Source organism: Microbacterium sp. TPU 3598, assembly GCF_002356155.1.
Classification (GTDB): Bacteria; Actinomycetota; Actinomycetes; order Actinomycetales; family Microbacteriaceae; genus Microbacterium; species Microbacterium maritypicum_A.
Genome location: NZ_AP017975.1, coordinates 1,314,705 through 1,329,356, shown reverse-complemented (window position 1 = coordinate 1,329,356; position 14,652 = coordinate 1,314,705). Strand labels below are relative to the sequence as shown.

The window sequence follows — 14,652 nt, the reverse complement described above, 5'->3', positions numbered from 1 at the left end:
GGGACGGGGCCGGAGGCGGCGACACCGGCTCTCGACCGCTGCGCGTGCGCAGGCAGGAGGGCGGGGTCGCCTACAGTCGGCGGCCGCGGCGTCGGCGCACAGCGATGACGCTCGGAGCGAGCGTCGGAGAAGCGGTGGCGGCCGAAGGCATGTCGCGACAGTAGCGCGGCCCCGGCGGCCACCGCAAATCCACCCCGTCATCTGAGCGGCTGCAGCCCCATCGGCGCGGCGAAGAAGGCGAGCTCGTGTGCGCTCGATACCGCGAACACCCGGCGCATGCGCGCACGGGTCGGGGCATCGGCCTGCGCCGCAGCCTCGGAAGCGTAGGCGATCGCCTTCTCCGTCGCCGCCTCGAATGCCGGATCCGCGTACGTCGTGAGCCAGGACGCGAAGGGATGCTGCGGATCCCGCGCGTACTCCCCGAACTCTCCGGCATGCAGGCGTCGGCCGAGGTTGGTGTAGAGCCAGAAGCAGGGAAGGACGGCCGCGACGATCTCGCCGTAGTCGCCGCCGAACGCGACGGAGCGCAGGTGGTCGAGGTACGCGGTGGTCGCCGGCCCCGGCTCGGCGGCGAACGTCGCCGCGCTCACTCCCTGAGCCGGGGTCAGGTACGACGCGTGCAGCTCGAGTTCGCCCACGATCGAGCCGTGCGCGGAATCGGCCCAGAAGGCCTGTTCCTCCGACGTCGGCGCGAGCCGGGCGGCCTCGGCGAGGACACGGGCGTACTCGCGCAGATACAGCGCGTCCTGCGCGAGATAGGTCAGGAAGGGACCGCGCTCCAGCGTCCCCTCGGCGAGCGCCCGGATGAACGGGAGTTCGTCGATCCCCGCGCGGATCTCCGCGATGTCCTGCCACCAGTCCTCGGCGATGTCGTCAGCCGCCGGTCGAGTCTGCGCCGCCGCACGCTCCCGGAGCCCGGCGAAGTGGTCGATCGGCCCGTGACCCCGCCCCACGCTCAGCGCGTCCCCCGCGCGCAGGGATTCGCGGAGCCAGGCGCGCGCGGCGCTGACCGCATCGGCCGGCCGCTCCCCGCGCGCGAGGAGCGTCGCGAGCGCGGACGACAGCGAACAGCCGGTGCCGTGCGTGTTCCTGGTCGGGATCCGGGTGCCGGCGAACTCCTGGCGCGTCCCGCGATGCGCATCGACCAGCGCATCCGGAGCCGAATCGCCGTCGAGGTGTCCGCCTTTGACCAGGACAGCCACCCCGACCGCGGCCGACAGCTGCTCCGCCGCGGAGAGCGCGTCCTCCCAGTCGACGACGTCGCGGCCGGACAGCACCGCGAGCTCGGCGAGGTTCGGGGTCACCAGAGTCGCCCGCGCGAGGAGATCGTGCAGCGCTCGCTCGGCATCCGGATCCAGCAGCCGATCGCCGGAGGTCGCCACCATCACGGGGTCGAGCACGACGACCGGCGGACGAACGCGGTCGAGCCACGCACCCACCACGCGGATGACGTCGGCGTCGGCGAGCATCCCGATCTTCACGGCGTCGATCACAATGTCGTCCGACACCGCATCCAGCTGCGCGCGGAGGAAGTACGCGGGCGGCACGTGCACGGCACGCACTCCCTGCGTGTTCTGCGCCGTCAGCGCAGTGAGGACCGCCATCCCGTATCCGCCGTTCGCGGCGATGGACTTGAGGTCGGCCTGGATGCCCGCGCCCCCGGACGGATCGCTGCCGGCGATGCTGAGCACCCGCGGCACGGCGCCGGCGAGCCAGCGCCGGCGGAACTCCGCTGCCGTGGCCTCGGGATCGTCGGCGGCGCACAGCACCGAGACGACGGCGAGCCCGGCCGCACCGGCGTCGCGGAGGGATTCCGTGTCATCGATGCCGACGCCGCCGATCGCCACGCACGGCAGCGAGCTGGCCGCCACGAGATCACGGAAGCCGTCGACGCCGAGAGGAGCGGGGTGATCGGGTTTGGTGGCGGTCGGGCGGATCACACCGACACCCAGATAGTCGACGGTGCCGGCGGGCAGAGCATCGACCGCGTCGAGATGCGCACGAGTGTTCGCGGTGAGGCCGACCAGCGCGTCGGGTCCGAGCGCCTCACGCGCACGCAGCACCGAGGCATCGCCCTGTCCCAGATGCACGCCGTCGACCCGAGCGCCCCGTTCCCGGGCAGCGACCACGGCGTCCAGCCGGTCGTTCACGACGAGCAGCGCCCGCCCGTCGATCACCCGCGACAACGCGATCAGCTGATCGACCGTCTCGGCGTCGGTCGCGTCCTTATCGCGCAATTGGACGATTCGCACCCCACCGTCGACCGCTCGGCGCACCGTCTCGACGACGCCCCTGTCCCCGCAGAGCGCCGCGTCCGTGACGAGGTAGAGCGAGAGATCGGCGTTCACCGGACGCCGCCTTCGACGCGTGCATCGGCTCTGATGTCGTCGGGGCCCACCGCGGCGAGCGCATCCAGCAGGGCGACGGCGAAGCTGCCCGGCCCCGCGGATGTCGCCGCTGCCCGCTCGGCGGCGATCGTGTAGACGAGGCTCGCGGAAGCCACAGCGGTCAGCGCATCGTGATCCGTCGCCTCGGCCGCACCGAGGAAGGCCGCCATCACCGCGCCGAGCGCGCATCCTCCTCCCGTCACGCGGGTCAGCAGCTCGTGGCCGTTGGCGAGGCGCAGCATCCGCACCCCGTCGGTGATGAGATCGATCGGCCCCGACACTGCGACCACCGCGCCCGTGGTCCGCGCGAGCGTTGCGGCGGCATCGGCTGCGGAGTCCGTGGTGTCGGTGGCATCCACCCCACGTCCGCCCGTGCTGAGCCCGGCGAGGGCGAGGATCTCGGAGGCGTTGCCGCGGATAGCGGTCGGTCGGTGCTGCGCGAGCCGGTGGGCGAGGGCGGTGCGCACCGGAAGCGCACCGATCGCTACCGGGTCGAGAACCCAAGGCGTACCGTTCGCCGCGGCTCCGGCGACCGCCTCCAGACTCGCCGCCCGCTGCTCGGGCGCGGGAGTCCCCAGGTTGATCAGCACCCCGGAAGCGACCCCGGCGAACATCCCCGCCTCGTCGACGATGTCGACCATTGCGGGGGCGGCCCCCAGTGCCAGCAGCACGTTGGCGGTGAATCCCGTCACGACCGCATTGGTGATGCAGTGCGTCAACGGCGGAGCCTCGCGCAGCACCTCCAGGAGGGTCGCGGCGGAACCGGCGAGGTCGTGGGTGGATTCAGGACGCAGAAGATCGCTCATCGCGACATCCCTTCGCTAGTACGAACTAGATCAGGTTCGACGGGTCTGTTCTCAGCCGCGGATCGCGGCACCCCGTGTCACTGCTCGCAGTCTAGCGATCGCTCAGCAGAGCCCTCTCCTCTGCCCGTGTGAGGCCGGCATGGCGCTCCCGGTCGACGCCTCGTGACCGTTCGTCGGCGACGACGCGCTCGATCGTGTCCGTGAGCGGACGAAGCCGCCCGCCGCTCGCGTGGAATGCGCGATTCGAGCGGGTCATGAAGCCACTCATGTCGGTCGGCAGCCACAGCGGCAGGGACCGCGGCCCCGCCCAGTACTCGACGTCGTGCGCACGGAGCCATCCCTCGTCCGCGACGAACACGGAGCCGGTGTGACCGACCGCGAGGCGCACCGCACCCAGCACATCGGCGAGGGGGTGCTCATCGCCTACGCCGTTGACCGCGCCGCTGCGTGTCGCCGTGACGATGTACGCCGCGAGATCGTCGACATCGATGACCTGCGTGCTCCCTCCCTCGAGAGGCGGCAGCAGCACGGCTTCCGAGCCTGCTCGCGCGAACGCCGCGGCCCAGTACCCGAACCGGTCGCTGGGGTCGCCGTCGCCCACGATGAGCCCAGGGCGCACGATGAAGCCGCGCTCCCCCAGGCGCAGGACAGCATCTTCGGCTGCTGCCTTCTGCGCACCGTAGTCGTACTCATCACCCGGGCTCGCAGCCGGATGTCGCGGCGTCGACTCATCTGCTCCGACCGTCTCGTCATCGGAGTACACCGAGACGGACGATACGTAGGTCCAGCGCCCCGCCCGATCGCCGAGCGCATCGACCGCGGTCTCGACCTGCACCGCCTGGGACGAGACGTCCACGACGTGATCCCAGTCCCGCCGCGAGAGATCGGCATAGACGTCGGCATCCTCACGATCGCCGCGCACGAGCACGGCACCCTCGGGGGCCGGACGAGAACCGCGGCCGAGACACGTGACCGCGGCGCCTTCGTCGACCCACCTCCGGGCGATGCGCCCGGAGAGCCAGCCCGTACCGCCGAGGATCAGAACATCCGTCATGATTCCATGTCATCAGGTGGCGGATCTCTGCGGAACCTCTTCCGCCCACAGCAGATCGGTTCAGAGCAGATCGGTGGGCGTGCGCAGACGATCCAGGCCCGCGAGCACCGGGACGCTCCACGCGGGATCGGGCTGCCAACGTGTCCACGCGGCGTCGAACGGCCAGCCACCGGACTCGAACGAGGCGATGGCCGCGTCCGCGTACCGCTCGATCTGCGCCGCCTGCTCGGGGCTGAGACGCCCCTGCTGGATCGCGGCGACGAGCTCGTCCTCGTCTTTGAGGTGGATGCCGCCCTCCGGATCGATCTCGACGTCGAGGATGTGGTCGGACGAGTAGGTGTCGTGATCGGTGCGCAGATGGGCGTTCTCGAGGTTCACGTACCAGCCGGCGAAGGACCAGTCCGGGCCTGTGGTGTCGCTCCAGAACAACCAGACCGACCATGGCAGCCCGGCGGGGGCGATGCACAGCACGCCGTTCCCGCGCCAGGGCTCGACGATGCGCGTCCGCGGCTCGAGCCAGCGTCGCGCGAGCGGTACTTCACGCACTCGCTGTCCGCCGAGAGCTCCCGGAGCCTCCTGCAGCGTTCCGGGCGCGAGCCATGCGACGAGCCCCCGTTCGTCGTCGCGCACCACCCGCATCGGAGCGATCCTGGAGGGCTCCCCCGGCTGCCATCCCGGCTTCCGATAGTGCCAGTCGATCTGCATGCCCGACTCGAGGAACGGTCCTTCTCCGAGCGGCCGCGCGTCATCCAGGACGGCGGCCGGAGTGCCCTGGGGGAGGATTCTCATCCCGCCACGGTACTCCGGCGCCGACCGGAATCGTCTGACCGACGACACGGTACGTCCCACGACGCGGTGCGTCGCGCTCCCGTGCTCAGTCGCGCAGTGCGGCTCCGAAGCGCTGTGCGGCGACCTCGACACCGGCGAGCTTGGCCTCGGTGGCCTCGGCCGCCGTGAGCGTGCGATCGTCGGCACGGAAGCGCAGGGCGAACGTCAGGCTCTTCGAGCCGTCCGGCACGCCCTCCCCGCGATATTCGTCGACGAGACGCACCGATTCCAGCAGCGCACCGGCACCCTCGGCGAGAGCCGCCTGCACATCCGCGGCCGGAACGTCTGCCGGCAGCGTGAGCGAGACGTCCTGCGTCGCAGCAGGGAACGTCGACAGCGAGGCCGCGACGACCCGACCACCGGCGAGCGACAGGATGCGGTCGAGGTCGAGCTCGAACACGGTCGCGCGCCCCGGAAGGTCGGCGCCCTCCGCCACAGCGGGATGCAGCTCACCGACGTAGCCGACCTCTTCCCCGGCGACCCGGAGCGATCCGGTGCGTCCGGGGTGCAGGGCCGCACGCTCGGCCTGGACCACGTCGATGTCGACGCCCGCCGCCGCCGCGATGACGCGGACCGCGTCCAGTGCCTCGACGAGACCTGCGGCTTCGGCGGGACGACCGGGCTGACGCGGGGAGACAAGGCCGGTGAGCAGCGCGGAGATGAACCGGTGCTGCGGCGGGATCGACGCGTTCAGGGCGGCGAGCGTCTCATCGGACGGGCGCTCGCCCAGCGGCGGCACCTCGTCCGTGCCGTACTCCACGCCCGGCTCGGGCAGGAAGACCACGCCGGTCTCGAAGATCGCCAGGTCGGTGAGTCCGCGCGAGATGTTGCGGTGCGCGGTCTGCAGCAGACCGGGAATGAGCGAACGACGCAGATACGGCGCCTGCCCGTCGAGTGGATTCGCCAGGCGGATGCTCGGGAGGTGTTCACCCGATGCGGAGCCGTGGAGGTCGTTCTGCGCCTCGGTGGTGAACGGGAACGACGGCGTCTCGACGAGACCGGCAGCAGCCAGGGCATCGGCTACGCGTCGACGACCCTGCTGGTCGGCGGTGAGGCCGCGACCGGACGGGGGCGTCGGCAGCACCGAGGGGATGCGGTCGAGCCCGTGGATGCGGGCGACCTCCTCCGCGAGCGTCCACTTGTCGGTGAGGTCGGGCCGCCAGGTCGGCGGGATCACGGTCCAGCCGGAACCCGCATCCGACGCCGTGACATCGGCACCGATGGTGGTCAGCGCACCGGTGATCTCGTCGTCGGAGTAGTCGACGCCGATGAGCCCCTGCACGAATCCGGCGGGGAGCTCGATCTCGCCGACGAAGACCTCGGCGAACAGCGCGCCACCCTCCTCCGTGAGCGTGCCGCCGGCGAGCTCGACCATGAGGTCGGCAGCGCGGCGGGCGGCCACGAACGGGATCAGCGGGTCGACACCGCGTTCGAAGCGCTTGGACGCCTCACTGGGCAGCTTGTGTCGACGTGCCGAGCGGGCGATGGTCGTGGGGTCGAAGTTCGCCGCCTCGATCAGCACGTTCCGCGTGGTGTCGCTCATCTCGGTCGTGCCACCGCCCATGACGCCGGCGAGGCCGATCGGGCCGGACTCGTCGGTGATGAGGAGGTCTTCCGCGTGCAGAGCGCGCTCGACGCCGTCGAGCGTGGTCATCTTCTCGCCGGGAGCGGCACGGCGCACCGTGATGCCGCCCGTGAGCTTGTCGAGGTCGTAGCCGTGCAGCGGCTGGCCGAGCTCGAGCATCACGTAGTTGGTGATGTCGATCAGCACGCCCAGCGAGCGCATGCCCGCAAGACTCAGCCGGGCGACCATCCACGGCGGCGTCGGACGTGAGGGGTCGACACCGCGGACGACGCGGGTCACGAACTCGCTCGCACCCACGTTCCCGCGCACGGGTGCGACGTCATCGACCACGGTCGTGTGCCCGGACCCGGGCTGGAGCTCGGCGAAGTCGCGCTCGGCCGGGTCGCGGAAGGTCGCACCGGTGGCATGCGCGTACTCACGGGCCACGCCGCGGAGCGAGAAGGCATATCCACGGTCGGGAGTGACGTTGATCTCCACCGCGACGTCATCGAGGCCGAGCAGAGCGATCGCGTCGGTGCCGACGGGCGCGTCGATGCCGAGATCGGACAGCACCACGATGCCGTTGTGCTCATCGCCCAGGCCGAGCTCGCGCGCCGACGCGATCATGCCGTCCGACACGTGGCCGTAGGTCTTGCGGGCGGCGATCGGGAACGGACCGGGAAGCACGGCACCGGGTAGCGTCACGACGACCTTGTCACCGGCGACGAAGTTGTGCGCGCCGCAGACGATCCCGCGGATGCCGCCGTTCGTCTCGCCGACGTCGACCTGGCACCAGTTGATGGTCTTGCCGTTCGACTGCGGCTCGGCCTCGAGCGAGACGACCTGTCCGACGACCACGGGACCGGTGATGTCGAAGCGGTGCACATCCTCTTCTTCGAATCCGACGGTCACCAGTGCCGCGAGGACGTCCTCGGGCGTGGCATCCGCTGCCAGATCGACGTACTCACGCAACCACGAAAGCGGGACGCGCATCACACCACCATCCCGTACTGCTCGCTGAATCGGACATCGCCCTCGGCCATGTCGCGCATGTCCTGGACGTCGCTGCGGAACATCAGTCCCCGCTCGATGCCCATGCCGAACGCGAAGCCGCTGTACACCTCGGGGTCGATCCCGGCGGCGCGCAGCACGTTCGGGTTGACCATGCCGCAGCCGCCCCATTCGATCCAGCGCGCGCCGCCCTTGAAGGTCGGGTGCCACAGGTCGAGTTCGGCGGAGGGCTCGGTGAAGGGGAAGTAGTTGGTGCGGAAGCGCGTCTTGGCCTCGGGCCCGAAGAGCTGCTTCGCGAAGTGATCGAGTGTGCCCTTGAGGTGCGCCATCGTGATGCCCTTGTCGATCACGAGGCCCTCGAACTGGGTGAACACCGGCAGGTGCGTGGCGTCGAACTCGTCGGTGCGGTACACGCGGCCCGGGCACAGCACGTAGATCGGCACCTCGCGGTCGAGCATCGAACGCACCTGCACCGGGCTCGTGTGCGTGCGCATCACGAGGTGGCGGGAGGTGGGGTCGACGTAGAACGTATCCTGCTCCTGACGGGCGGGGTGGTCGACATCGAAGTTCAGGGCGTCGAAGTTGAACCACTCGTGCTCGAGCTCCGGCCCCTCCGCGATCTCCCATCCCATGCCGACGAAGATGTCGCAGACCTGGTCCTGGAGCAGGGTGAGCGGGTGCCGGGCACCGACGCGGGTGCGCGACGGCACGGCGGTGATGTCGACCCGCTCGGCCTCGAGCCGCGCAGCGACCTCGGCCTCCGCCAGCTCGGCTTCCTTCGCCGCCAGCGCCTGCGTCACCCGCCCGCGTCCCTGACCCACGAGCTTGCCGAAAGCGGCCTTGTTCTCGGGGGCGACCTGTCGCATCGAGGCATTCAGGACCGCGAGCGGCGATCCGTCGGCGACGTGTGCGGCACGAGCCGCTTTCAGCTCGGCGGTGTCGGTGGCTGCGGCGATCGCCGCGAGGGCGTCGGCGACAGCGGCTTCGACCGCTTCCGGGGTGATTTCAGGAGACTCTGACACGAGAATCGAGTCTACCGGGGGCGCGTGGGTCGCTTTCGCGGATCAGCGCGACGCCTCGGACCCGTCGCCCTGCAGGACGATGAGCGAGGTGTTCGTCTCGCCCCCGTGCTGACGGGGATCCGGTACCGCCGGCCCGGCCTTCGGCGAGCGCTTGGCACGGCGCTGGAGGCGGTAGGCGATGTAGGAGAGCAGGAGACACACGGCCACGTACATCGATCCGCCGACGATCGCCGCGGGGATCAGCGGGGACCCGTAAGGCGCCTGGTTGCCGATCTGGTTGATGACGTAGAGGAGCTCCTGGTACGTGATGATGAACCCGAGCGCGGTGTCCTTGAGCGCCACGACGAGCTGCGCGATGATCACCGGCATCATGGCCCGCACGGCTTGCGGGATCAGGATGAAGTACATCACCCCGGTCTTCCGGAGTCCGATCGCATAGCCGGCTTCCTTCTGCCCGCGCGGCAGCGATTCGATGCCGGCACGCAGCACCTCGGCGAGCACGGACCCGTTGTACACGATCAGAGCGATCACGACGGCCCAATACGGCGGCATCTTCACGCCGATCACGGGAAGGCCGTAGTACAGCAGCATCATCAGGATGAGCACGGGCACCGCTCGCAGCACCTCGATGATCCACCGGACGGGCTCACGCACCCAGGCGTGCTCCGACAGGCGGCCGATGCCGAGCAGGAAGCCGAGGGCGATGGACCCGACGCCGGCGACCGCGAAGGCGGCCAGCGTGGCCAGCAGCCCTTCGCCGAAGCGGACCCAGACGGCGGAGAACGTGAAGATGTTCCACTTCTCGGCGGAGAACTGTCCGGTGGCGAACAGCCTCCACACGACCCAGCCGAGCACGGCGAGGACGACGAGGACCGTGGCGGCTCCGATGAGCCGGTTGCGGGCGATGGCACGGGGGCCGGGGACGTCGAAAAGAACGGAACTCATCGCGCGATCCTCCACTTGTTCTCGAGAACGCGCTGCACCCAGGCGAGCAGCAGCACCAGGACCACGAAGACGACCATGACCCAGAGCAGCACGGCCAGAGCGTTCTCCCCCTGTTCGCTCAATGCCGCCCGGATGGTCCCCAGGTTGGCGACGGAGAAGCCCGCAGCCACAGTGGTGTTCTTCATGAGGGCGATGAGGACGCTCATCATGGGCGGGACGACGGAGCGCGTCGCCTGCGGCAGCACGACGTAGCGCATGACCTGTCCGAAGTTCAGGCCGATCGCTCGCGCCGCCTCGGCCTGGCCGACGGGCACGGTGTTGATGCCGGCTCGCAGCGCCTCGGCGACGTACGTCGCGGTGTAGATGCCGAGAGCGGCCACTGCCAGAGGCAGGGGGTTCACCCGCTCCCCCAGCAGGATCGGGAGGCAGAACGCGAAGAAGAACATGACGAGCGTCAGCGGGGTGTTGCGGATCCAGTTGACGTACACGCCGCCGACGGCGCGGGCGATCGGAACCGGAGACACACGCGCGGCTCCGACGATCAGCCCGAGGACCAGCGCGATGATGCCGCCACCCAGGAACAGCACGATGGTTCCCCACAGTGCCTCTCCCCAGAGGTCGAGGTGGTCGGTGATGACTCCCACTGCTGCTCCTGTCGATTCGGGTTCTCGGGTGGTTCGTGCCGATGAGCGGGGCGGTCGACCGGGTCGACCGCCCCGCCGGGATCAACCGATCGGGTCGACCTCGGGCTGGGTCGCCTTGACGCCGGACGCGCCGAGGTTGTTGTCGAAGATCTGCTGCCAGATCTTGCCGCCGTCGGTCAGCTGCGTGTTGAAGTACTCGGCCAGAGCGTCGTCGCCCTTGGCGAGTCCGATGCCGTAGCGCTCCTCGCTGAAGGGCTCTCCGACGACCTTCAGCTTGTCCGGGTCCTGGGCCGCGTAGCCGATGAGGATCGCCTCGTCGGTCGTGACGGCGTCGACCTGACCGTTCTTGAGGTCCTCGACGCACTTCGAGTACGTGTCGTACTCCTTGGTGGGCACGTCGGGGTAGTTCGTCTTGATGTTCTGGATCGGCGTCGAGCCGGTCGCCGAGCAGACGGTCGTCTCCGCGCTCAGGTCATCGACGCTCTTGATGTCGCTGTCGGCACCGACGAGGAGGCCCTGACCCGTGACGAAGTACGGCCCGGCGAACGAGATCTGCTCCTTGCGCTTGTCGGTGATCGAGTACGTGCCGACGTAGTAGTCGATGTCGCCGTTCACGATGGCCTGCTCGCGGTTCGCGGAGGCGATCGCCTGGAACTCGATCTTCTCCGGGTCGACGCCGAGCGATGCGGCCATCCAGCGGGCGATGTCGACGTCGAATCCGGTGCGGTCGCCGGTCACCGGGTCGAGGTACCCCAGACCCGGCTGGTCCTCCTTGACGCCGACCTTGACCGTGCCTGCCGACTCGATCCGGTCGAACGTCGGGCTTCCCTCGATGCTGACGTCGGTCAGCACGGTCCACGGCGTGCTGCTGGAGGTGTCGCCCTCGTCGCCGCCCTCCGGGGCTCCTGTGCTGGACGGCGTGCCGCTGTTGCAGGCCGTGAGCGCCAGCAGCGCGGCCGCTGCGATTCCGATACCTGCCAGTGTCCGTGTGCGTCGCATGTGCGTCTCCTTCGTGTGCTGTGTGTGCAGGGTCTGTGTGGTCGGTGCGGGGGCGTCAGTGCGTGAGGAGCTTCGAGAGGAAGTCCTTGGCGCGGTCGCTCTTCGGGTGCGTGAAGAACTCCTCGGGAGTCGCCTCCTCCACGATCCGTCCGTCGGCCATGAAGACGACGCGGTCGGCGGCCTTGCGGGCGAAGCCCATCTCATGGGTGACGACGATCATCGTCATGCCGTCCTGGGCCAACTCGACCATGACGTCGAGGACCTCGTTGATCATCTCGGGGTCGAGGGCGCTGGTCGGCTCGTCGAACAGCATCACCTTGGGCTGCATCGCGAGGGCGCGGGCGATCGCCACGCGCTGCTGCTGCCCGCCGGACAGCTGGGCCGGGAGCTTCGATGCCTGCTGCGCCACGCCCACGCGTTCGAGCAGCACCATCGCCTCCTTCTCGGCATCCGCCTTCTTGAGGCCGCGGACCTTGATCGGGCCGAGGGTCACGTTCTCGAGGATCGTGAGGTGTGCGAAGAGATTGAAGGACTGGAAGACCATGCCGACGTCCGCACGCAGGTGGGCGAGTCCCTTCCCCTCTGCCGGCAGCTCCTTGCCGTCGATGCGGATGGTGCCGCTCGTGATCGTCTCGAGGCGGTTGATCGTGCGGCACAGGGTCGACTTGCCGGAGCCGGACGGGCCGATCACGACGACGACCTCTCCCGAGTTGACGGTCAGGTCGATGTCGGTGAGCGCCTGGAAGTCGCCGTAGTGCTTCTGGACGTTCTCGACCACGACAAGCGGGGTATCAGAGGTCATCATTTCTCCAAACTAGCCACGTCGGACGCGGGTCTCCAGGCACCTCGGTGAGATTTACACGTTCGTAATCACCTGATCGCGGCACCAATGCTGCTGTGCATGGGTACCCCGCGGCCCGCCCCCACGGGCCGCGGAATCGTCCTGCTGCAGCTCCCCAACGACAGTTGAGCAACAGGCGACGATCGTGCGCGATCGACCTCACAATGGCAGAGCGCCACCCACGGTGTCAGACTTCTTGAGGATTTCTTGAGCAGTCAGCCGCGCTGATCCCGGTAGTAGTCGGCTGCCCCGGGGTGCAGCGGGACGGGGCCGGTGAAGATCGCCGAACGCCGGTCCAGCAGCGCGGCGGTCGGCACCTCCCCCGCGATGCGCAGACGTGCATCGAACAATCCGGCGAGCACGTCACGAGCGACGGTGTCCGGGGTGGAGGCTGCGGTGACGAGATAGTTGGGAACGGCCATCGTGGGCGCGGAATCCTGCAGGCCGTACGTGCCGGCCGGGACGTCGGCCGGTCGATACGCGTGCGAGTACCGTTCGTTCACCTCGTTGACCCACTCCTGCTCGATCGGGAGCAGGCGGACCGATGACCTCTCCGAGAGCTCGGCCACCCCCGGGGTGGGCAGCCCGCCGACCCAGAAGAAGCCGTCGATGTCGCCACGCTCCATCGCCTCGATCGACTCGCTGAGGTCGAGCTGGGGATTGCGCACGGAGCCGAGATCGACACCTGCCGCATCCAGCACCCGAGCGGCGATCACGTTCACCCCGGAGTTCTCCGCACCGAGGGAGATGGTGCGGCCGGCCAGATCCCCGATACCCGAGATCTCAGAGTCCCCGCGTACGACGACCTGCACGTACTCGTCGTACAGGCGGGCGAGGGCCTGCACCTCCAGCGGATGGTCGAAGGCGCCGGAGCCCGCCACCGCGTCTGCCGCGGCGTCTCCCTGCGCGAACCCGATCAGCGCCTCCCCCGAACTCACCCGCAGCAGGTTGTCGACGGAACCCGCCGTCTCCTGCGCGACCATCCGGATATCCAACGAGTCCGACAGGTCTTCGGCCAGGTGGCTGCCGTAGTCGTAGTAGACGCCGGTGGACCCGCCGCTGGCGATGGCGTACTCCTCGTCCGTCCACTCGCTCGCACGCGGACTGCACGCGGTCACGCCGACCGCCAACAGGAGAGCGCTCGCGCCGGCGAGGAACCGTCGCACGCCGGCCGTCACGGGGTCGTCCCGTCGTGGAGCACGAGTGTGACAGCGAGACCGCCGCCCTCCGCCGCAGCGACGGCCAATTCGCCGCCGACCGTGGCGAGCAGGTCACTAGCGATGGCGAGGCCGAGTCCGGACCCCGGGGTGTCCCCGCTGTCGGCACTGCGCCAGAACCGGTCGGTCGCCGCCGCGGCCTGCTCCTCCGTCAGCCCCGGACCGTGATCGCGGACGGTGATCCGGCAGACCTGGCCCTCGCGTTCCGCACCGATCTCGATCGGCGCGCCCTCGGGAGAGAACTTCACGGCATTGTCGATCACCGCATCCAGCGCACTCTCCACGATCGTCCGGTCGGTCACGCTCATCACCGGCGAAACCCCCGTGGCACGCAAGACGACCCCGCGCTGGGCGGCGACGTCGCGCCACGCGTCCCGTCGGCGAGCGGCGAGCGTCGCGAGGTCGACCGCCGAGATGGTCGAGTCGCCTCGTCCCCCACGAGCCAGCCCGAGGAGCGTTTCGAGGATGCGGGTCATCCGTCGCCCCTCTTCCCGCGTCTCCTCGACATCACCCTGCCACTCCTTCCCCAGTCCCGTCGCCAGATGCTCGACGCGCAGGAGCAGGGCGTTGAGGGGGTTGCGCAGCTCGTGGGAGGCATTCAGCGCGAACTCCTGCTGCCGCGTCATCACACGCTCGATCTCGTCGGCCATGCCGTTGAAGACCTGCGCCATGCGGCGCAGCTCCGGCGGACCGTCGTCGGCGGCGACACGCGCGTCCATCTCGCCCCGCTCGATCGCCACCATCGCCTCGTCGAGCCGTCGCACCGGCGACAGCACCCACCGGGCGAGCCGGAACACGAGCAGCACCCCGAGGGCGACCAGCACCAGCGCGATCGCCGAGATGAGCAGGATCTGCTGGAGGATCGCCGCGCGCGGCGCCTCCACATCTCCGGCCACCAGCACGGCACCGATCACGTCCCCGTCGTCGAACACCGGCTCGGCCAGGGCGGCGTCCGCGACGGTCCACGGGAACAGGACCGTCGGCTGCTCGGCACGCCGCCCGGAAAGCGCGAGTCTGACCCGCTCGGCGTCCTCGTCCGGGAGCGCGGCCGGGTCCTGCTCCCCCGCCGCCCAGACATTGCCGCCGAGATCGAAGACCGTGACCTCGATTCCGTACACCTCGCGGAAGCGCGCCACCTCGGCGTCGATCACGGCGGCGCTGCCGGACCGCAGGGCCTGACGCGCACTCGTGACGAAATACCCGAGGTCGCCGAGCTGCTGCGTGTAGAACGCCTGCTGGACGCTGTGCGCCGCACTCCATCCGGCTGCGCCGCCGAGCGCGGCCAGGATCGCGACGAGCGGCACGAGGAAGACGATGATCAGACGGCGCCGCAT

Annotated in this window: 12 protein-coding genes and 1 riboswitch; all 12 genes read right to left on the bottom strand. The window is 69.6% G+C overall.

From position 1 onward, the window contains the following. Positions 1-197: 197 nt before the first annotated feature. Positions 198-2,348 (bottom strand): bifunctional hydroxymethylpyrimidine kinase/phosphomethylpyrimidine kinase, encoded by a 2,151-nt coding sequence (locus MST3598_RS06250; protein ID WP_029260617.1) that lies wholly within the window; start codon positions 2,346-2,348, stop codon positions 198-200. After that, complete coding sequence (thiM, locus tag MST3598_RS06245) at positions 2,345-3,193, bottom strand: hydroxyethylthiazole kinase (RefSeq protein WP_029260616.1); 849 nt, start codon at positions 3,191-3,193, stop codon at positions 2,345-2,347. Before thiM ends, MST3598_RS06250 begins: the two co-directional genes overlap by 4 nt. Continuing rightward, positions 3,184-3,278: riboswitch (TPP riboswitch) on the bottom strand. It overlaps the preceding gene by 10 nt. A gap of 6 nt (positions 3,279-3,284) precedes the next feature. Beyond that, positions 3,285-4,247, bottom strand: a complete 963-nt coding sequence (locus MST3598_RS06240) for an NAD-dependent epimerase/dehydratase family protein (protein WP_029260615.1) — start codon at positions 4,245-4,247, stop codon at positions 3,285-3,287. A 60-nt stretch (positions 4,248-4,307) separates the two neighbouring features. Continuing rightward, entirely contained in the window at positions 4,308-5,036 is a 729-nt protein-coding gene (locus MST3598_RS06235) for a DUF402 domain-containing protein (protein ID WP_051671222.1), read from the bottom strand. Between the two features lie 85 nt (positions 5,037-5,121). Then, positions 5,122-7,632 carry a phenylalanine--tRNA ligase subunit beta gene (gene pheT, locus MST3598_RS06230; RefSeq protein WP_029260613.1) on the bottom strand — a complete coding sequence of 837 codons (2,511 nt, stop codon included), beginning with the start codon at positions 7,630-7,632 and terminating at the stop codon, positions 5,122-5,124. Then, the gene (gene pheS / locus MST3598_RS06225) at positions 7,632-8,672 is read right to left on the bottom strand and encodes a phenylalanine--tRNA ligase subunit alpha (RefSeq protein ID WP_021199762.1); all 1,041 of its coding nucleotides are present in this window, start codon (positions 8,670-8,672) and stop codon (positions 7,632-7,634) included. Before pheS ends, pheT begins: the two co-directional genes overlap by 1 nt. 42 nt (positions 8,673-8,714) lie before the next feature. Further along, positions 8,715-9,617: an amino acid ABC transporter permease gene (locus MST3598_RS06220; protein ID WP_021199763.1), complete on the bottom strand. Its 903-nt coding sequence runs from the start codon at positions 9,615-9,617 to the stop codon at positions 8,715-8,717. After that, positions 9,614-10,261: an amino acid ABC transporter permease gene (locus tag MST3598_RS06215; protein ID WP_021199764.1), complete on the bottom strand. Its 648-nt coding sequence runs from the start codon at positions 10,259-10,261 to the stop codon at positions 9,614-9,616. The genes MST3598_RS06220 and MST3598_RS06215 overlap by 4 nt, the downstream gene beginning before the upstream one ends. A gap of 81 nt (positions 10,262-10,342) precedes the next feature. Next, a complete protein-coding gene (locus MST3598_RS06210; protein ID WP_021199765.1) occupies positions 10,343-11,260 on the bottom strand; it encodes a glutamate ABC transporter substrate-binding protein in 918 nt (305 codons plus the stop codon). Positions 11,261-11,315: 55 nt separating this feature from the next. After that, entirely contained in the window at positions 11,316-12,062 is a 747-nt protein-coding gene (locus MST3598_RS06205) for an amino acid ABC transporter ATP-binding protein (RefSeq protein ID WP_029260612.1), read from the bottom strand. 254 nt (positions 12,063-12,316) lie between these two features. Next, entirely contained in the window at positions 12,317-13,279 is a 963-nt protein-coding gene (locus MST3598_RS06200) for a TAXI family TRAP transporter solute-binding subunit (RefSeq protein ID WP_029260611.1), read from the bottom strand. Continuing rightward, complete coding sequence (locus MST3598_RS06195) at positions 13,276-14,652, bottom strand: sensor histidine kinase (protein ID WP_021199768.1); 1,377 nt, start codon at positions 14,650-14,652, stop codon at positions 13,276-13,278. The genes MST3598_RS06200 and MST3598_RS06195 overlap by 4 nt, the downstream gene beginning before the upstream one ends.